This window comes from Pantoea sp. GM01 (genome assembly GCF_000282675.1).
Classification (GTDB): domain Bacteria; phylum Pseudomonadota; class Gammaproteobacteria; order Enterobacterales; family Enterobacteriaceae; genus Pantoea; species Pantoea nemavictus.
On the sequence record NZ_AKIU01000058.1, the window covers coordinates 1 to 20,505 of the forward strand.

Sequence of the window (20,505 nt, forward strand, 5' to 3'; positions counted from 1 at the left end):
ATTAGGAGAATGCCTAAAAACGATGCAAAGGACGTATGAGAAACGTCTGCTCCTGAAGGGGGTAAATCTGGTGCTCGCTGTCCCCCTCCTCGGTCCTCCCCCATAAATGGGGGAGGAAGAAGCTGCCAGATGTGCGTTGGGGAGCGGCATGTGGCAGCGTCTCCTTCCCCCGCTGGCGGGGGAAGGCCGGGATGGGGGATAGCGAGCACATGCAAAATTGCAGGCCCGCCTCCGCCGATGGCGAACGAAAGTCGCACCGAGCAGTTTGCCGGTCGCCATTAATGGCGCCCCTACAAAACCGGTGAGTTCGGATGTGATGATTGTCGTAATACAAAACCGGTGAGTCCGGATGTGATGATGGTCGTAATACAAAACCGGTGAGTCCGGATGTGATGATGGTCGTACGATTTGAAACCCACAAAACGCTAAAAATTCCAACGATTTATGGCACGAAAGGTTTACCATTTTCCTTTGGAAAATATATTTTACGCAACCTTAACAACCGCGCGTTTCCCGCCTCCCTACAATGACCCTCCAGAGTCATTCCCTTCGTGACTATTCACCTCCTATCTTTTAGAGAATAACTATGCGCCTGAAACTTCTTTCTGCCAGCGCGGTGTTTTTACTGGCAGCCTGTGACCAGGGCGGAGCCAAGCCCGCCGCACCCGCAACGCCGCAGGTTGGTGTTGTGAACCTGAAAGCGCAACCCGTTACGCTTGTCACCCAGCTGCCGGGCCGAACCACGGCGGTGCGTACCGCGCAGGTGCGTCCGCAGGTCAGCGGCGTGATTGAGAAAATCCTGTTCACCGAAGGCGGCGAAGTGAAAGCCGGTCAGCCGCTGTATCAGATCGATCCCGCCACCTACCAAGCGGCCTACGACAAAGCGATGGCAACCTGGCAAAACGATGCGATGGTGGTGAAACGCTATCAGCCGCTGGCCAGCGCGCACGCCATCAGCCAGCAAACTTACGACGATGCGGTGGCCGCCGCGCGCGAAGCGCAGGCCGATGTGGAAACCGCTAAGGTCAATCTCGATTACACGCTGGTGAAAGCGCCGATTGCCGGCCACATCAGCCGTTCGCTGTATACCGCCGGTGCGCTGGTCACCAACGGGCAAACCGACTATCTCGCCACCATCACCCAGCTCGATCCGATCTACGTCGATGTCAGCGAATCGGCGACCGATCTGCTGCGTCTGCGCCGCGCGCTGGCCGACGGCAAAATTGCCAAAGTGGATGACAACACCGCCGCGGTCGGCTTAACGCTGGAAGACAACAGCCAGTACGGCGAGCAGGGCAAGCTGGCGTTTTCAGAAGTGAACGTCGATACCGCCACCGGCACCGTGGTGCTGCGCGCGGTGTTCCCCAACGCGCACAACGAACTGCTGCCCGGCATGTACGTGCACGCCAGCTTCCCGCAGGGCATTCAGCAGCAGGGCATATTGCTGCCGCAGGAAGCGATCATGCATGACAGCAAAGGCCAGCCGTATGTCTTCGTGGTGAAAGGCGACAACACCATCGAGCAGCGCAGCATTCACACCGGCGAGATGATCAAAGGAGAATGGCTGGTGACGTCGGGCCTGCAGCAGGGGGAAAACGTGGTGGTGAATAACCTGCAAAGCGTGCGCAACGGGGTGAAAGTCACCACCGCCGCCGCCAACACCAACGACACGCCATCCGCCAATGCGGTCAGTCTGTCGATGACTGACGCAGCAGCGCAATAAGGGGGCGGCATGTCGAAGTTTTTTATTGAACGTCCGATCTTTGCCTGGGTTATCGCGATTATCGTGATGCTGGTCGGCGCCATTGCTGCCATCAGCCTGCCGGTCAATCAATATCCCAACATCTCCGCGCCTGCGGTCTCAATTTCGGTGACCTATCCGGGGGCCAGCGCCGAAACCACGCAAAACACCGTGGTGCAGGTGATTGAGCAGCAGCTCAATGGTCTGGATGGTTTGCGCTATCTGGAATCAAGCAGCGCCTCGGACGGCAGCGCGCAGATCATCGCCACCTTTAATCAGGGCATCAATCCGGATATCGCCCAGGTACAGGTGCAGGATCGCGTGTCGCTGGCGGAGTCGCAGCTGCCCACCGACGTGACGCAGCAAGGGATTCGCATCCGTAAGTACCAGAAAAACTTCATGATGGTGATCGGGCTGATCTCTAAAGACGGCAAGCTGACCAACGGCGATCTCGCCGACATGCTGGTGTCGAAGCTGGAAGATCCGATCTCGCGCACGCCGGGCGTTGGTGACTTTATGGTGCTGGGATCGGAGTACGCGATGCGCATCTGGCTCGATCCGGCCAAACTGTACAAATACAACCTGATCCCCAGCGATGTCACTACCGCGATTGATAACCAGAACGTGCAGGTGTCGTCCGGTTCGCTCGGCGGTTTGCCGACCATTCAGGGAGCGAAAACCGAGGCGACGATTCTCGGCAAAACCCGTTTCACTACCGTGCAGCAGTTTGAGAATGTGCTGCTGAAAGTGAACAGCGATGGCTCGCAGGTGCGGCTGAAAGATGTGGCCAGCGTAGCGCTGGGGCCGCAGAGCTACGGTATTGATGCCACCCTGAACGGCAAGCCCGCCGCCGGTATCGCGCTGCGTCTGGCGACCGGTGCTAACGAGCTGGATACCGCCAAAGCGGTGCGCCAAACCATCGCCGACTTAAAAGCGTCGCTGCCGGATAACGTCGAGATTCAGTACCCATACGACACCTCGCCGGTGGTCAGCGCCTCGATTGAAGAGGTGGTAAAAACGCTGATCGAAGCGGTAGTTTTAGTGTTCTTCGTGATGCTGATCTTCCTGCAAAACCTGCGCGCCACGCTGATCACCACGCTGGTGGTGCCGGTAGTGCTGTTGGGTACTTTCGGCATTTTGTCGGCGTTTGGTTACAGCATTAACACCTTAACCATGTTCGGCATGGTGCTGGCCATCGGGCTGTTGGTGGATGATGCGATTGTGGTGGTGGAGAACGTCGAGCGCGTAATGCACGAAGAGCAGCTCGACCCTAAAGCCGCCACCATCAAATCGATGCAGCAGATTCAGGGCGCGCTGTTTGGTATTGCGCTGGTGCTGTCGGCGGTGCTGCTGCCGATGGCGTTCTTCTCCGGATCGACCGGCGTGATCTATCGCCAGTTCTCCATCACTATCGTCTCGGCGATGGCGCTGTCGGTGATCATGGCACTGATCTTCACCCCGGCGCTGTGCGCCACCCTGCTGAAACCGGCGGCGGCGGAGCACAAAACCACCGGCTTCGCCGGCTGGTTCAACCGCAAGTTTGATAGCGGCGCGATGCACTACACCAACGGCGTCAGCAAAGTGATCTCCCGTCGCGGCCTGTTTCTGGTGATCTATCTGGCTATCGTCGGCGTGACGGGCTTTTTGTTCACCCGCGTGCCCACCACCTTTCTACCGGCTGAAGATCAGGGCCTGATGATGGTGCAGATGACGCTGCCGGTGAACGCCTCGTCACAGCGTACCCAGCAGGTGATTAACGATCTCAACGCCTATCTGGAACAGAACGAAGCCTCGGTGGTCACCACCACCTTTGGCGTGGCGGGCTTTAACTTTGCCGGTCGCGGCCAGAGCAACGCCATGGCCTTTGTGCGTTTGAAAGATTGGGGCGATCGTACCCACAGCGGGCAAAGCGTGCAGGATCTCGCCAACCGCGTGATGGCGCACTTCGCCAACTATCAGAACGCCAAAATCTTCGCCATGGTGCCGCCAGCGGTAATGGAGCTGGGCAACGCCACCGGTTTCGATCTCTATCTGCAGGATACCGGCGCGCACACGCATCAGCAGATGATGGATGCCACGCATCAGCTGATTACGCTGGCGAACAACGATCCGCATCTGGCGCAGGTGCGCCTCAACGGGCTGGAGGATGAACCGCAGTATCAGCTGGAGATCAATGACGAGAAGGCCAGCGCGCTCGGCCTGAGCATGACCGATATCAACAACACCTTGTCGGTGGCGTGGGGCTCCAGCTACATCGATCAGTTCATGTATAACGGCCGCGTGAAAGAGGTGTATCTGATGGGCAAAGCGGATTCACGCGTTACGCCATCGGATCTGGATAAATGGTACTTCCGCAACAGCAGCGGCAGCATGGTGCCATTCTCCGCCTTTGCCTCGGGCAAATGGGTGTACGGATCGCCACACTTCGAACGCTTTAACGGCTTAACCGCCGAGGAGATCCTTGGGTCACCTGCGCCGGGCCAAAGTACCGGCGAAGCCATGAAAGCGGTAGAACAGCTGGCGAAACAGCTGCCGCACGGTTTCCGCGTGCAGTGGTACGGCATTTCCTATGAGGAGCAGGCGTCCGGTAGCCAAACCACCCAGCTCTATCTGATTTCGATTGTGGTGGTGTTCCTGTGTTTGGCAGCGCTGTACGAGAGCTGGTCGATTCCGTTCTCGGTGATCATGGTGGTGCCGCTCGGCATCCTCGGCACCATCAGCGCGGTGCTGCTGCGCGGTTTGCAGAATGATGTGTTCTTCCAGGTGGGCTTGCTAACCACGGTGGGGCTGGCGGCGAAAAACGCCATCCTGATCGTCGAGTTCGCCAAAGAGCTGCATGAGCGCGAAGGCAAAACGCTGGTGGAAGCGGCGGTAGAAGCGGCGCGGCTGCGTATCCGGCCAATCATCATGACTTCGATGGCGTTTATCCTCGGCGTGCTGCCACTCACCATTTCTAACGGCGCAGGCGCGGGCAGCCAGCACTCGATCGGCACCGCAGTGGCGGGCGGCATGATCACCGCCACCTTCCTCGCCATCTTCTTTGTGCCGATGTTTTACGTGGTGGTTTCACAGCTGTTTGCGCGCAAGAAAAAAACATCCACAGAGGTGATTAACCATGAGCAGTAAAACTTTTAAGCGCGCGCTGTTGCCGCTGGCGTTGGTGCTGGCCGGTTGTACGCTGGCGCCGCACTATCAGCGTCCGGCAATGCCGGTGGACGCCAAATACGACCAGCCAACGCCGGTCGGCAACGTCGCCGATCTGCCGTGGCAGAACTTCTTCACCGATGCCACGCTGCGCAACCTGATTCAGCTGTCGCTCGACAACAACCGCGACCTGCGCGTGGCGGCGCTGAATGTCGAAGAGGCGCAGCAGGGCGTGACGGTGCAGCGCGCGGCGATGATGCCGTCAATCAGCGCCAGCGCCAGCCAGACGTCGGCGCATGAACCGGCCAATCTCTACAACACCAAAAGCACCGGCGCGGTGACCTATCATGAACTTAACAGCGGTTTGAACGTCACCTCATGGGAGCTGGACTTCTTTGGCCGCCTGCAGAGTCTGAGCGATCAGGCGCAGGAAACCTACCTGTCGAGCGCCGCCACCGAACGCGCCACGCGCATTTCACTGATTTCGGAAGTGGCGACGGCGTGGCTGACGCTGAGCTCGGATAACGATCTGCTGCATCTGGCGCAACGTACTGCGCAAAGCCAGCAGGAGTCGTATCGCATCACCCAACTCAGCTATAACGGCGGCGCCAGCAGCGCGATGGATCTGGCGCAGGCCGAGAGCACGGTGCGCACGGCGCAGGCAGACGTGGCGAGCTACACGCGCCAGGTGCGGCAGGATGTTGATGCGCTGCGCCTGCTGGTCGGCACCGATCTGCCCGCCACGCTGCTGTCACACGCCACGCTCGATGCCCACTGGCAGTTCCCGGCCACGCCCGCCGGATTGCCGTCAGATCTGCTGACGCGTCGTCCGGATATCATGGCCGCTGAGCATACGCTGAAAGCGGCCAACGCCAATATCGGCGCGGCGCGGGCCGCCTTCTTCCCTAGCATCACGCTGACGGCGTCCGGCGGATCCACCAGCAGCTCGCTCGGCAGTTTGCTGGGCGGCGGCACCGGCGCGTGGTCGTTTATGCCGTCGATTAACCTGCCGATTTTTGACGGCGGTAAAAATACCGCTAACCTCAACATCGCGCATATCGAGAAACGCATTGAAATTGCTGACTATGAGAAGGCGATCCAGACCGCGTTTAAAGAGGTGAATGATGCGCTGGCCGGGCAAGATACCTGGCAGGATCAGCTGACGGCGCTGCAGCAGGAGGTTGGTGCCAATCAGCGCGACTACGACTATTCCGAATTGCGCTTTAAGCAGGGCGTCGACAATTATCTCAATGTGTTAGTGGCCCAGCGTTCGCTTTACAGTTCGCAGCAGTCACTGATCGGCGCGCATCTCGGCCAGCTCAGCCAGAAAATCACCTTGTACAAGGCGCTGGGCGGCGGCTGGCAATCCTGAATCTCTTAACGAAACCCTTACGGTTCGCGTATGGAATTCGCGCGGGCATTCAGCCGATAATGCGCGCAGTGATGATTTCCCAATGAAATAATCCCCTGTTTTACAGGGGATTTTCCGTTTCCTTGTTAACCTGAAGACTCTGATGACAAACAACGCTTCCCGCTCCTCCTCTTTCCGCTGGCTGAAATGGCTGCTTCTTTTGCTTGTGCTGTTACTGGTAGCGGGCGTGATCTGGCGCGTGGTTGGCGGGCACGGCGGCATGCCGCCCGGCGCAGAGAAGGGCGCGCGCGGTGGACATCGCGCGGGCGCGGGCGGCCCGCCGGGCATGGCTATGATGGGCGGCGCGACGCTGGTGCACAGCGGCGTGGCCAGCACGGCGGATGTGCCGCAATATCTGAATGCGCTCGGCACGGTGATCCCCAACGCCAGCGTCACGGTGACCAGCCGCGTGGCCGGTCAGCTGGAAAAAGTGTTCTTCACCGAAGGGCAGAAAGTCAGCGCCGGTCAGCTGCTGGCGCAGATCGATCCGCGCAGCTATCAGGCGACGCTGGCGCAGTATCAGGGCGATCTCAATCAGAACCAGGCGTTGCTGAAAAGCGCGCAGTTAACGCTGGTGCGTTATCAGAAACTGGCGGCGCAGGATTCGCTGTCGCGTCAGGATCTCGACACGCAAACCGCCACCGTGGGGCAATATAAAGGTGCGGTGGCCGCCGATGAAGCGCAGATCGCCAGTGCCAAGCTGGATATCGAATACGCGCGCATCACCTCGCCGATTAGCGGACGCGTCGGTTTGCGCCTGGTCGATCCCGGCAACATGGTGCAAACCAGCGATACCACCGGCATTGTGGTGGTGACGCAGATGCAGCCCGCCGCCGTCACCTTCAGCGTGCCGCAGAGCAACATCCCGCAGCTGACCCAAGCGCTGCACGGCGGACAAAGCTTATCGGCCACCGCCTTCGATCAGGACAACAGCACCCCGCTGGCGCAGGGCGAGGTGCAGTTCATCAGCAACCAGATTGATACCGCAACCGGCACCATCGCGCTCAAAGCCACCTTCCCGAACGAAGATGAAGCGCTGTTCGCCAACCAGTTTGTGAACCTGCGTTTGCAAACCAGCATCCTGAAAAATGCCACGGTGATTCCGGCGCAGGCGCTGCAGTTGAGCAGCGACGGCAGCTTTGTGTTTGTGATTAATAAAGACAACACCGTGACGCGTAAAGCCGTCACCACCGGGCCAACGTTCGGTGACGATCAGCAGGCGATCCTTAAAGGCGTGGAACCGGGCGATCGTCTGGTGACCGAGGGCATTGATCGTCTGACCAACGGCAGCAAAGTGCAGCTGGCCGATGAGAGCAAAACCGGCGCGAGCGCGGCAAGCCAATGAATCCGTCGCGCCTATTTATCCAGCGTCCGGTCGCCACCATCCTGCTGATGGTCGGCGTGCTGATCGCCGGGATTTTCTCCTATCGCTTTCTCTCGACTTCGGCGCTGCCGCAGGTGGATTACCCGACTATTCAGGTCACCACGCTCTATCCCGGCGCCAGCCCGGATGTGATGGCGTCATCGGTCACCTCGCCGCTGGAGCGCCAGCTGGGGCAGATGGCCGGATTGAGCCAGATGACCTCGACCAGCTCGAGCGGCTCGTCAATCATCACGCTGAAGTTCAGTCTCGATCTGTCGCTGGATGTCGCCGAGCAGGAAGTGCAGGCGGCAATCAACGCGGCCAATAACCTGCTGCCGAGCGATCTGCCGAATCCGCCGACCTATAAAAAGGTGAACCCGGCCGATACCGCGGTGATCACCCTGGCGGTAAGCTCCGACACGCTGCCGCTGACCCAGGTGCAGGATCTGGTCAACACGCGCGTGGCGCTCAAGCTGTCGCAGATTAACGGCGTCGGCATGGTGACGCTGGCGGGCGGCCATCAGCCAGCGATTCGCGTGCAGATGGATCCGAAAGCGCTGGCGGCGCATAAGCTGTCGCTGGAAGACGTCAATACGCTTATCAGCAACAGCAACGTTAACGGCTCGAAAGGTGGCTTCGACGGCAAATATCACTCGGTGACCATCGACGCCAACGACCAGCTGCGCACCGCCGATGAGTACGGCAATCTGATCATCACCTATCAAAACGGCGCGGCGCTGCGGCTGAAAGATATCGCGCATATCGAACAAGGGCCGGAGAACAGCTTCCAGTCGGCGTGGGCGAATAACAGCCCGGCGATTGTGGTCAGCGTGCAACGCCAGCCCGGCGCCAACGTGATTCAGGTGGTCGACAGCATCAAAGCGCAACTGCCGAAGCTGCAGGCGGCGCTGCCGGACGGCGTGAAGATGAGCATTCTGTCCGATCGCACGCAAACCATTCGCGCCTCGATCAGCGACGTGCAATTTGAGCTGATGCTGTCGGTGGCGCTGGTGGTAATGGTGACGTTCCTGTTCCTGCGCAACGTGGCGGCGACGCTGATTCCGAGCGTGGCGGTGCCGCTGTCGCTGATTGGCACCTTCGGCGTGATGTATCTGGCCGACTTCAGCCTGAATAACCTGTCGTTGATGGCGCTGACCATTGCCACCGGCTTCGTTATCGACGATGCGATTGTGGTGGTGGAGAACATTTCGCGGCGGCTGGAGGAGGGCGAAACGCCGATGCAGGCGGCGCTGAAAGGCTCGCAGCAGATTGGCTTCACCATTATTTCGCTGACCTTCTCGCTGATTGCGGTGCTGATCCCGCTGCTATTTATGGGCGATGTGGTCGGACGGCTGTTCCGCGAATTCGCCATCACGCTGGCGGTGTCGATTCTGGTGTCGATGGTGGTCTCACTGACGCTCACGCCGATGCTGTGCGCTTATCTTTTGCAGCACATTCCGCCGGAGAAACAGTCGCGCTTTTCGCGCAAAGGCGGCGAGCTGTTCGACAAGCTGGTGCGCGGTTACGACCACCTGCTGACGGTGGTGCTGAATCATCAAAAACTGACGCTGCTGGTGGCGCTGGCGACCTTTGCGCTCACCGCGCTGCTGTATATCGCCATCCCGAAAGGCTTCTTCCCGACTCAGGACACCGGCCTGATTCAGGGCGTTACCGTGGCGTCGCAGGATGTGTCGTTTAGCGAGATGTCGAAGCGCCAGCAGGCATTGGCGAAAGTGATTCTGCAAAACCCGTCGGTGGAGAGTTTGTCATCGACCATCGGCATCGACGGCAGCAACACCAGCCTGAACAGCGGGCGCATCCAGATCAACCTCAAGTCGTTTGACGATCGCGCTGATAAAGCCGACGTGGTGATCACCCAGCTGCAGCAAGCGGCGGCGCAGGTGGCGGGTATTCAACTCTATCTGCAACCGGCGCAGGATTTAACCGTTAACGATCAGGTCTCGCCGAGCCAGTATCAGTTCACACTCGATGATGCCGACAGCGAAAACCTGGTGAGCTGGACGCCGAAAATGGTCGCCGCGTTGCAGCAGCGTCCGGAGTTTAACGGCGTGGTAAGCAATCTGCAGGATCAGGGCCGCGTGGCCTACGTGGAATTGAACCGTGATAAGGCGGCGCGCTACGGCATTACCGCCGCCGATGTCGACACCGCGCTGTATAACAGTTTCGGCCAGCGGCTGGTCTCCACCATCTTTACCCAGGCCAATCAGTATCGCGTGGTGTTGGAAGTGGCGCCGCAGTACCAGCAATCTCCAGCGTCATTTGATGATGTCTATTTGCCAGTGACCAGCAGCACCAGCTCATCCAGCGACGACAGCAGCACGTCGTCGTCGGATGAGACCAGCACAACGACCGGCATGGTGAAACTGACGTCGATCGCCACCATTCACCAGCGCACCGGCTCGCTGATGCACATGCGGCTGAATCAGTTCCCGGCGGTGATGGTGTCGTTCAACCTCAACAGCGGCTATTCGCTGGAGGATGGGCAGAAGGCGATTGCCGAGGTGACGCAGCAGCTGAATCTGCCGTCGAGCATCACCCTGCGTTATCAGGGCGAAACCTCGGCGTTCCAGAGCGCCACCGGCAACACGCTGTGGCTGATTCTGGCGGCGCTGATCACCATGTACGTAGTGCTCGGCATTCTGTATGAGAGCTTTATCCATCCGGTGACCATTCTCTCGACGCTGCCGTCGGCGGCGGTTGGCGCCTTGCTGACGCTCTTGCTAGCGGGCAGCGAGTTCAGCCTGATCGCGCTGATTGGCGTGATCCTGCTGATCGGCATCGTCAAAAAGAACGCGATTATGATGATCGACTTCGCGCTTGAAGCGGAGAACAAGCAGCACATGAGCGCGCGCGAGGCGATTCATCAGGCCTGTTTGCTGCGCTTCCGCCCGATTCTGATGACCACCATGGCGGCGCTGCTCGGCGCGCTGCCGCTGATGCTGGCGTCCGGTTCCGGTGCCGAACTGCGCCAGCCGCTCGGGTTGGTAATTGTCGGCGGCCTGATTGTCAGCCAGGTGCTGACGCTGTTCTCCACGCCGGTGATCTACCTGTGGTTTGATGGCATCGCGCAGCGCGGCAAGCGCTATATGCAGCGCAAGCAGCAACAGGCGCGGGGCGATCGATGAACTTAACCCGGCTGTTTATCTTCCGTCCGGTTGCCACGCTGCTGCTGACGCTGGCGATCCTGCTGCTCGGGGCGCTGGGCTATCGGCTATTGCCGGTGGCGCCGCTGCCGCAGGTGGATTTCCCCACCATTATGGTGAGCGCCAGCTTAGCCGGTGCCAGCCCGGAAACCATGGCGGCGACCGTGGCGACGCCGCTGGAGCGTTCGCTTGGGCAAATTGCTGGCGTTAGCGAAATGACCTCTAGCAGCTCGCAGGGATCGACCAGCGTGATTTTGCAGTTTGATCTCGATCGCGACATCAACGGCGCGGCGCGTGACGTGCAGGCGGCGATCAACGCCGCGCGCAGCCTGCTGCCGAGCGCCATGGAGTCGCTGCCGACCTACCGCAAAGCTAACCCATCGGATGCACCGATTGTGATGCTGGCGCTAACTTCCGCCACGCGCACGCCGGGCGAACTCTACGATCTCGCCGAAAGCAAAATTGAGCAGGCGATGGGCCAGGTAAAAGGCGTGGGCGAAGTGTCGCTGATGGGCAGCGCCTTGCCGGCGGTGCGCATCGACCTGCAGCCGCTGAAGCTAACGCAGTACGGCATTTCGCTCGACACGGTGCGCAGCGCCATCGCCAACGGCACCACTAATAAGCCGAAGGGCATTTTGCAGGGCAGCAGCCAATCCTGGGTGGTGGACAGCAACGGCCAGCTGGACAAAGCCGCGCAGTATCAGGATCTGATCGTTAGCTATCAGGACGGCAAAGCGGTGCGCCTGCACGACGTCGCCACGGTTTACGATTCGGTGGAAGACCAGTATCAGGCCGGTTTCCTGGATTCGATGCCATCGGTGATGGTGGGCATCAAGCGCCAGGCCGGTGCCAATATGCTCGACACTATTGATGCCATCAAAGCGCAGCTGCCAGCGCTGGAGAGAGATCTGCCCGCCGATACCCAGCTGAAAGTGGTGGTTGACCGTTCACCGACGGTGCGCGCCTCGCTGTACGACACCGAAGAGACGCTGCTGGTGGCGATGCTGCTGGTGATCGCCGTGGTGTTTGTCTTCCTGCGCAACGTACAGGCGGTGGTGATTCCGGCGCTGGCGCTGCCGGTGTCGCTGATTGGCACCTGCGCGGTGATGTATTTGCTTGGTTACAGCCTCGATAACCTGTCGCTGATGGCGCTGATTATCGCCACCGGTTTTGTCGTCGACGATGCGATTGTGGTGCTGGAGAACATTACGCGCCATATCGAAGAGGGACTTAGCCCACTGCGTGCGGCGCTGCGTGGCGCGCAGGAAGTGAGCTTTACCGTGCTGTCGATGACCATGTCATTGATTGCGGTGTTCATCCCGATTCTGCTGATGGGCAGCATCGTCGGCCGCCTGTTCCGCGAGTTTGCCGTGACGCTGACGGTGTCGCTGCTGATCTCGATGTTTGTGTCGCTGAGCCTGACGCCGATGCTGTGCGCGCGCTTACTCAAGCCAAAAGCGAAAGTCACTCAGCGGCCGCATCCGCTGTATCAGTTTATCGAAAACCAGCTCAATGGGTTGCTGGCGGCCTACTCGCGCGGATTAACCTGGGTGATGGCGCACCAAAAGCTGACCCTGTTCAGCCTGGTGCTGACCGTATTACTCAATCTGTTCCTGTTCTCGGTGGTACAAAAAGGCTTCTTCCCCAATCAGGATACTGGCCTGCTGATGGGCGCGCTGCGGGCCGATCAGAACATCTCTTTTCAGGCGATGAAGCCGAAAATGCTGCAGTTCACCAAAATTATCCAGTCCGATCCGGCGGTGGAGAGCGTGATGTCGTCGATGGGCAGCGGCATGTTCGGTTCGCGCAACAGCGCCAACTTCTTTGTGCGGCTGAAGGATTTTGATCGGCGCGATGCCACCGCCACCGAAGTGGCCAACCGCCTGAGCCTGAAGACCAGCCATATCGCCGGGGCGCAGATGTTCCTGATGGCGGCGCAGGATCTGCATATCGGCGGGCGCAGCGCCAACGCTACCTATCAATACAGCCTGCAGGCCGACGATCTCGATCTGCTGCGCGAGTGGACGCCGAAAGTGCAGGCGGCGCTGGCAGCCATCCCGCAGCTCAACAGCGTCGATTCCGATGCGCAAACCGGCGGCCAGGAAGTGGTGATCAACATCGATCGCGATCGCGCCACCCGGCTCGGCGTTAACGTGCAGATGCTTGATACCATGCTGAACAACGCCTTCAGCCAGCGCCAGGTCGCCACGCTGTATCACACCCTCAATCAGTATCACGTGGTGATGTCGCTGCAGGATAGTTACACGCGCGATCCGGCGATTCTCCAGCAGCTGTATGTGATTAACGACAGCGGCGATCGCGTGCCGCTGGCAGCATTCGCCAGCTTTAAAGGCGGCAACGCGCCGCTGTCGGTGGCGCATCAGGGCCAATCGGCCACCAGCACCGTAGCGTTCAACCTTAATGATGGCGTATCGCTGGAGCAGGCGCAGGCGCTGATCAAGCAGGCGATGGCGCAGCTCGGTTTGCCGTCTACCATTCAGGCCGGTTTTGCCGGCACGGCGGCGGCGTTTGCCCAGCTCACCGCCACCATGCCGTGGCTGATTATCGCGGCGCTGGCGGCGGTGTATATCGTGCTCGGCGTGCTGTATGAGAGCTATATCCATCCCATTACCATTCTCTCAACACTGCCGTCGGCGGGCGTTGGGGCGCTGTTACTGCTGCTGCTCACCAATACGCAGCTGACGGTGATTGCGCTGATCGGCATCATCCTGCTGATCGGTATCGTGAAAAAGAACGCCATTATGATGATCGACTTTGCCATACACGCCGAGCGCACGCAGGGCATGTCGCCGCAGCAGGCGATTACCCAAGCCTGTCTGATGCGCTTCCGTCCGATCATGATGACCACGCTGGCCGCCTTCTTCGGCGCGCTGCCGCTGGCGCTGGGCAGCGGTGGTGATGCTGACTTGCGCAGCCCGCTCGGCATGGCGATTGCCGGTGGTCTGGCGCTGAGCCAGCTGCTGACGCTGTTTACTACGCCGGTGGTTTATCTCTGGCTCGATCGTTTAAGCCGTGCCACGCAGCGTCAGTGGCTGCGGTTGCGTCATGTGGAATCCCGATAGATGAAAATGTCCGTGAAAATAACTCCCGCCCTGCTGGCGCTGTTGCTGGCCGGTTGTGCCGTTGGCCCCGATTATCAGCGCCCCACCATGGCGATGCCGACCCATTTTAAAGAGGCCAAAGGCTGGCAACAGGCGACGCCGCAGGATACCGCCAGCAAAGGCGAGTGGTGGCGGGTGTATCACGACGCCACGCTGGATAGCCTGCTGAAACAGGTCAGTATCTCCAATCAGAACGTCGCCAGCTATGCCGCGCAGTACCGTGAAGCGCAGGCGCTGACCGCGCAATCACGCGCCGCGCTGTTGCCGTCGCTGGGTTACGATGCCAGCAGCACGCGCAGCGGCAGCCGCGCCAGCACCAGCGGACAACGCAGCGTCAGCAACAGCCACGCCGCCGATCTCAGCGCCAGCTGGGAGCTGGATCTGTGGGGCAAACTGCGCCGCACGCTGGAGGAGAACAACGCCAGCGCCGAGGCCAGCAAAGCCGAACTGGCGAATATCACCCTGAGCGCGCAGTCCGAACTGGCGCAGGACTATTTCCAGCTGCGCATCATCGACGAGAAAATCGCGCTCTATCAGCGCAGCATTGATGCGTATCAGCGTTATCTGAAGGTAATTGAAAACAAATATGCCGCTGGCAGCGAATCGCGCGCCACCTTAGCGCAGGCGCAGATGCAGCTGGAGAGCGCTCGCGCTTCGGCGCAGGATTATCAGTGGCAGCGCGCGCAGATGGAGCATGCGATTGCGCTGCTGCTGGGCCGCGCACCGGCTGATTTTTCACTGCCGGTGGCGAAGCTGGATGCCGCGTTACCTGAGATCCCCAATAGCCTGCCCTCGCAGCTGCTGCAGCGTCGGCCCGATATCGCCTACGCCGAACGTAACGTGGCGGCGGCCAATGCGGCGGTCGGCGTGGCGATTGCCGGTTACTATCCCGATCTGACGCTGAGCGCCAGCGGCGGCGTGAGTTCATCGGCGATCAATAGCCTGTTCTCGCTGCCCAATCGCGTCTGGTCATTGGGGCCGGAGCTGAGCGGCACGCTGTTAGATTTCGGGGCTACCTCGTCGAAGGTAGAACAGGCGCGCGCCGCCTATGATGCCAGCGTCGCCAGCTATCGCCAGGCGGTGCTGACGGGCATGGGCGAAGTGGAAGATTATCTGGTGCAGCTAAATACCCTGCAGGGCGAAATCGCCTCGCAGCAGCGCGCCACCGACGCGGCGCAGGAATCGGCGCGGGTCACGCGCAATCAGTATGATGCCGGGATGATCGACTATCTCGACGTCGCCACCACCGAGAACAGCAGCCTGAGCGCGCAGCAGAGTTTGCTGTCATTGCAGAGCACCCAGTGGGTCAGCAGCGTGGCGCTGATCGCCGCCCTGGGCGGCGGCTGGCAGGCGGATTCGCAGTAAACCTGGTCGCCATGAATGGCGTAATGCCGATCGGTTCAGCGCCGTATCAAATCACCGCAGCTTCCGTAGCGGCGCGATTTATCGCGCAATGAATTGCGCCGCTACAATGTGTGCGCTCAGTAATAGGGTTTTCATCTCTTAACTGACAAGCATTACGCCACAGATGGCGACTCTATTTAGAAAGTGCGGACTGTGTCCCGAAAATTATCCTTACAGTTTGAATGGACTCATGATATTTTTTTTGCATCAGGATGATTTTTAACCGCAAGGATTAACTATGTATCACAGTAAATTGATAATCGAGGATATTCAGGCTGATAAGTTGATGGCCCTTCAACTCGAAAAGGCTTTTTCTGGTGTAAGAATGCAGGTTCTTGAGCAGGCCAATAAAATCGGTGATGGTGCAACGCGCTTATCGTATTACATATCATGCTTTACTGATAATTATCAGGATGTTTGCGCCCGATTGAAAGAAGAGGACCTAAGATTTCTTGATGGTGTCGCAGAGCTTGTTAAACACCGCGACCTTATATACAGAATGTTGCATATCTATTTCGAAGATATTTTTAGATTCAAAACTCGTAGCCAGCTCGAAACCATTAAATCAAAACTATTAAAGGCTGGCGTGGTGATTTCAGCCAGTGCTTTAAACAATCAGGCGTTTGTTATTGGAATAACGACGACAGTTTGTCTTGGCACCAGTCTCAGCACTACGATTTTCAAATGGACAGGTAAAGCAGCCACGCTTGCTGTAACTGGACTGGGATTGTACGGCATAGTCCAGCACGCGGCAGAAAGTGCAGAGCGTCTGCAATTGCTGGCCCCCATGTATTATCACGCGCTGTCTCTGCAGAAACTCGATATGATGTATTTTCTTATTGAACCACTATTTATGAAAGCTCGTGCATTCGATAACGATGTTGTTAGCACCATAATAAACATGGTGAAGTAATTATGCTGAACGTCTTAAAGCAATGGATAAAGGCCCAGGCTTCATACTTTTTCTGGGGGTATGTTCCACTTATTTTCATTGTTGCATTCGGAGCCTTTGCCGTGACTTATTTTCGGCCTTATGCTCTACAAGCAACAGGCATTGTCATAGTTTTAACTTTCGCTTTTGTCATCTGGTTCAATCGACCCCGTTAAATTTTAAAAGGATTTTAATGATGTCAACCCCGGCCCATTTATGGTTAACAGACGAAAACGGCTCACCTATTATCGGTGAATGCTTAATGCCGACGCGTTTAGGCTCAATAGAAATGCGTACGTTAACGCATAACGTGACAATTCCTGTAGATGCCTATCATGGGAAATTGACTGGCACGAGAGTACATACCCCCATTGTATTTAAAAAAGAATTTGACCGGACAACTCCGCTATTGTTTCGAGCGCTTTGTCAGGGGCGAACGCTAAAATCGGCCACCATAAAAATGTACCGAATCACAGAGGCGGGGATTGAAGCAGAATATTTTAATATTCTGCTCGAAAACGTAAAAATCACCAGTATTACGCCATCACTTCTACCAACGGGTATCACAGGCACACATATGGAAAACATCGAAATGCGTTATGAAACGATAACGTGGAAGTACGTTGATGGAAACATTCAGTACAAAGACGGATGGAATGAGCGAATGATAGCTTGAGATAAAAGTGAACCACTGCGCCGTTACCCAATATGTACGCATAACGCAGCGGCGCAATTTATTCCCCTTAAAAAGCGTCTAAACCCCGCGAAAATCACCGCGCCACTTGTCGAAAAACCTGAGATCCTGCATCGTAAGAGCCATTTTTTGCGAATGCTAAGGAGCTGGCATGTTACTCACCTTCTTCCGTTTCCTGTTCCGCCTGCTGTGGCGTGTGGAGTTGCGCGGCGATCTCACGGCATTACATAAAGAAAAAGTGCTGATTACCCCCAACCACATGTCGTTTCTCGACGGGGTGTTGGTGGCGCTGTTTCTGCCGATCAAACCGGTGTTTGCCGTCTACTCGTCGATCAGCGAACAGTGGTATATGCGCCTGCTGAAGCCAATTATCGACTTCGTGCCGCTCGATCCCACCAAGCCGATGTCGGTTAAACATCTGGTGCGGATGATCAATGAAGGGCGTCCGGTGGTGATCTTCCCGGAAGGGCGCATTACCGTGACCGGCTCGCTGATGAAGATCTACAGCGGCGCCGGTTTTGTGGCGGCGAAATCTGGCGCTACCGTGGTGCCGATGCGTATTGAAGGCGCGGAATATACGCCGTTTGGTCGGCTGGCGGGCGTGTTTAAGCGCCGCCTGTTCCCGCGCATCACCTTGACGGTGCTGCCGGCAACGGTGATCCCGATGCCCGAAGCCAAACGCGCGCGCGATCGCCGTCAGTTGGCGGGTGAGCACTTACACCATGTGATGATGGAAGCGCGTATGGCGGTGCGTCCGCGTGAAACGCTGTTCGAGGCGTTTCTCGATGCGCGCCAGCGTTATGGGCTGACGAAGCCGTGCATCGAAGACGTCAACTTCAAGCCGGATAGCTACACCGGTTTACTGAAGAAAGCGCTCGGCGTGGGGCGCATTCTTGAACGCTATAGTCAGCAAGGCGAATACGTGGGCCTGCTGCTGCCGAACGCCACGGTGACGGCGGCGGCGATCCTGGGTGCATCGCTGCGCGGACGCGTTCCGGCGATGCTCAACTACACCGCGGGCGTCAATGGCATGCGTGCGGCGCTCACCGCTTCACAGGTAAAAACCGTCTTCACCTCGCGCCAGTTCCTCGAAAAGGGCAACTTGTGGCATCTGCCGCAGGGCCTGACAGAAGTGCAGTGGATTTACCTGGAAGATCTGAAAGATACCGTCACGCTGAAAGACAAACTGTGGATTGTGGCGCATCTGCTCATGCCGCGCCGCGCGCAGGTCAAACAGCAGCCGGAAGATGCCGCAATGGTGCTGTTCACCTCCGGTTCAGAAGGCAATCCCAAAGGCGTGGTGCATTCACATAAAAGCCTGCTAGCTAACGTAGAGCAGATTCGTACCGTGGCAGACTTTACGCCGCGCGACCGTTTTATGTCGGCGCTGCCGCTGTTCCATGCTTTCGGTTTGACCGTTGGCCTGTTTACGCCGCTGCTGACCGGCGCGCAGGTCTTCCTCTACCCAAGCCCGCTGCATTACCGCATCGTGCCCGAGCTGGTTTATGACCGTAACTGCACCGTGCTGTTTGGTACCTCGACCTTCCTCGGCAACTACGCGCGTTTCGCCAGCCCGTATGATTTTGCGCGGCTGCGCTATGTGGTGGCCGGGGCGGAGAAGCTGCAGGAAGCGACGCGTCAGATCTACATGGATAAATACGGCATTCGCATTCTTGAAGGCTACGGCGTGACCGAGTGCGCGCCGGTGGTGGCGATTAACGTGCCGATGGCGGCAAAAAATCATACCGTGGGCCGTATTCTGCCGGGCATGGATTCGCGTCTGATTTCGGTACCGGGCATTGAGCAGGGCGGTCGCCTGCAATTGCGTGGTCCAAACGTGATGAACGGTTATCTGCGCGTGGAGAATCCAGGCGTGCTGGAAGTGCCGGTGGCCGATAACGGCGAAGGCGAAATGGAAGCGGGCTGGTACGACACCGGCGACATCGTCAGCTTTGATGAAGGCGGTTTCTGCCAGATTCAGGGCCGTGCGAAGCGCTTCGCCAAAATTGCCGGTGAGATGGTATCGCTGGAAATCGTTGAGCAAATCGCGCTGAAAGCCTCGCATGAGAAGCAGCATGCCGCATCGCTGCGTCCGGACGGTAATCGTGGTGAAGCGTTGGTGTTGTTCACTACCGATAGCGAACTGGGCCGCGACACCTTGTTGCACGCGGCGCGTGAGATCGGTGCGCCGGAGCTGGCGGTGCCGCGCGATATCCGCGTGATGAAACAGCTACCGATGCTGGGCAGCGGTAAACCGGACTATGTCAGCCTGAAGCAGCTGGCGGAAGAGGAACAAGCATGAGCCAGGTGTTAAATAAGGATGCACCGCTGTTATCGCGCAACATGCTGGCGGTGATTGTGGCGCAGTTCTTCTCGGCGTTTGGCGACAACGCGCTGTTGTTCGCCACGCTGGCGCTGCTGAAGAATCAGTTCTATCCGGACTGGAGCCAGCCGATCCTGCAAATGCTGTTTGTCGCCACGTACATTCTGCTCGCGCCCTTTGTTGGGCAGATGGCAGATAGCTTCGCCAAAGGTCGGGTAATGATGTTCGCCAACAGCCTCAAGCTGCTGGGCGCGCTGATCATCTGCTTTGGCTTCAATCCGTTCCTCGGCTACACGCTGGTGGGGATTGGCGCGGCGTCCTACTCGCCGGCCAAGTACGGCATTCTGACCGAAATCACCCGCGGTGAACGCTTAGTGAAAGCCAATGGCTTAATGGAAGGCTCGACCATTGCGGCGATTCTGCTGGGTTCAGTGGCGGGCGGTATTCTGGCGGACTGGAACCTGGTCGCCGCGCTGGTGGTGTGTGCCATGACGTATGCCATGGCGGTGGTGGCGAATATCTTTATTCCGCGCCTGACGGCAGCGCGTCCGGGCCAGAGCTGGCATTTTGGCGTGATGCTGCGCAGCTTCGTGGCGGCGACCAAAATACTGTGGCGCAACGGCGAAACACGTTTCTCGCTGCTCGGCACCAGCTTGTTCTGGGGTGCAGGTGTGACACTGCGTTTCTTGCTGGTGCTGTGGGTGCCGGTGGCGCTTGGCATCAGCGACAATAAAACCCCGACCACGCTGAATGCGATGGTGGCGATTGGCATCGTGATTGGCGCGGCTGCGGCAGCAAAACTGGTGACGCTGCAAACCGTGCGTCGCTGCATGCCGGCGGGCGTGCTGATTGGCGTGATGGTGGTGGTGTTCGCGTTACAACAGAGCTTGCTGAATGCTTATCTGGTGCTGATGCTGATTGGTGCGCTGGGTGGGTTCTTCGTGGTGCCGCTCAATGCGCTGCTGCAGGAGCGCGGCAAAGAGTCCGTGGGTTCCGGTAACGCGATTGCGGTGCAGAATCTGGGTGAAAACAGCGCCATGCTGCTGATGCTGGGGTTGTATACCGTGGCGATTAAGCTGGGTGCGCCTGCGGTGGCGACTGGCGTGGGATTCGGTGCGATTTTCGCCGTGGCAATTGCGGTGCTGTGGTGGAAAGCGCGGCGGTAATTGTGCGGTAATTAAAAAGGTCGCCATGAATGGCGACCCTAC

The 20,505-nt window shown here is 58.4% G+C and carries 11 protein-coding genes; all 11 read left to right on the plus strand.

Annotated elements, in window-relative coordinates:
* The first annotated feature begins 586 nt into the window (after nt 1-586).
* Nucleotides 587-1,723, plus strand: coding sequence for an efflux RND transporter periplasmic adaptor subunit (locus PMI17_RS17225; RefSeq protein ID WP_007890889.1), 1,137 nt, complete (start codon nt 587-589; stop codon nt 1,721-1,723).
* A gap of 9 nt (nt 1,724-1,732) precedes the next feature.
* Nucleotides 1,733-4,867, plus strand: a complete 3,135-nt coding sequence (locus PMI17_RS17230; protein ID WP_007890891.1) for an efflux RND transporter permease subunit — start codon at nt 1,733-1,735, stop codon at nt 4,865-4,867.
* Nucleotides 4,857-6,257: an efflux transporter outer membrane subunit gene (locus PMI17_RS17235; RefSeq protein WP_007890894.1), complete on the plus strand. Its 1,401-nt coding sequence runs from the start codon at nt 4,857-4,859 to the stop codon at nt 6,255-6,257. The genes PMI17_RS17230 and PMI17_RS17235 overlap by 11 nt, the downstream gene beginning before the upstream one ends.
* A 142-nt stretch (nt 6,258-6,399) precedes the next feature.
* Nucleotides 6,400-7,641: an MdtA/MuxA family multidrug efflux RND transporter periplasmic adaptor subunit gene (locus PMI17_RS17240; protein ID WP_007890895.1), complete on the plus strand. Its 1,242-nt coding sequence runs from the start codon at nt 6,400-6,402 to the stop codon at nt 7,639-7,641.
* A complete protein-coding gene (locus tag PMI17_RS17245) occupies nt 7,638-10,805 on the plus strand; it encodes a multidrug efflux RND transporter permease subunit (protein ID WP_007890897.1) in 3,168 nt (1,055 codons plus the stop codon). Before PMI17_RS17240 ends, PMI17_RS17245 begins: the two co-directional genes overlap by 4 nt.
* The gene (locus PMI17_RS17250; RefSeq protein WP_007890899.1) at nt 10,802-13,906 is read left to right on the plus strand and encodes an efflux RND transporter permease subunit; all 3,105 of its coding nucleotides are present in this window, start codon (nt 10,802-10,804) and stop codon (nt 13,904-13,906) included. Before PMI17_RS17245 ends, PMI17_RS17250 begins: the two co-directional genes overlap by 4 nt.
* The gene (locus PMI17_RS17255) at nt 13,907-15,310 is read left to right on the plus strand and encodes an efflux transporter outer membrane subunit (RefSeq protein ID WP_007890901.1); all 1,404 of its coding nucleotides are present in this window, start codon (nt 13,907-13,909) and stop codon (nt 15,308-15,310) included.
* A gap of 277 nt (nt 15,311-15,587) precedes the next feature.
* Nucleotides 15,588-16,262 carry a hypothetical protein gene (locus PMI17_RS17260; protein ID WP_007890903.1) on the plus strand — a complete coding sequence of 225 codons (675 nt, stop codon included), beginning with the start codon at nt 15,588-15,590 and terminating at the stop codon, nt 16,260-16,262.
* A gap of 214 nt (nt 16,263-16,476) precedes the next feature.
* On the plus strand, nt 16,477-16,956 hold the full coding sequence (locus PMI17_RS17270; RefSeq protein ID WP_036621632.1) for a type VI secretion system tube protein TssD: 480 nt from the start codon (nt 16,477-16,479) through the stop codon (nt 16,954-16,956).
* 169 nt (nt 16,957-17,125) lie between these two features.
* A complete protein-coding gene (gene aas / locus PMI17_RS17275; protein ID WP_007890908.1) occupies nt 17,126-19,276 on the plus strand; it encodes a bifunctional acyl-ACP--phospholipid O-acyltransferase/long-chain-fatty-acid--ACP ligase in 2,151 nt (716 codons plus the stop codon).
* Entirely contained in the window at nt 19,273-20,463 is a 1,191-nt protein-coding gene (gene lplT, locus PMI17_RS17280; RefSeq protein WP_007890911.1) for a lysophospholipid transporter LplT, read from the plus strand. Before aas ends, lplT begins: the two co-directional genes overlap by 4 nt.
* The last annotated feature ends 42 nt before the right edge of the window (nt 20,464-20,505 follow it).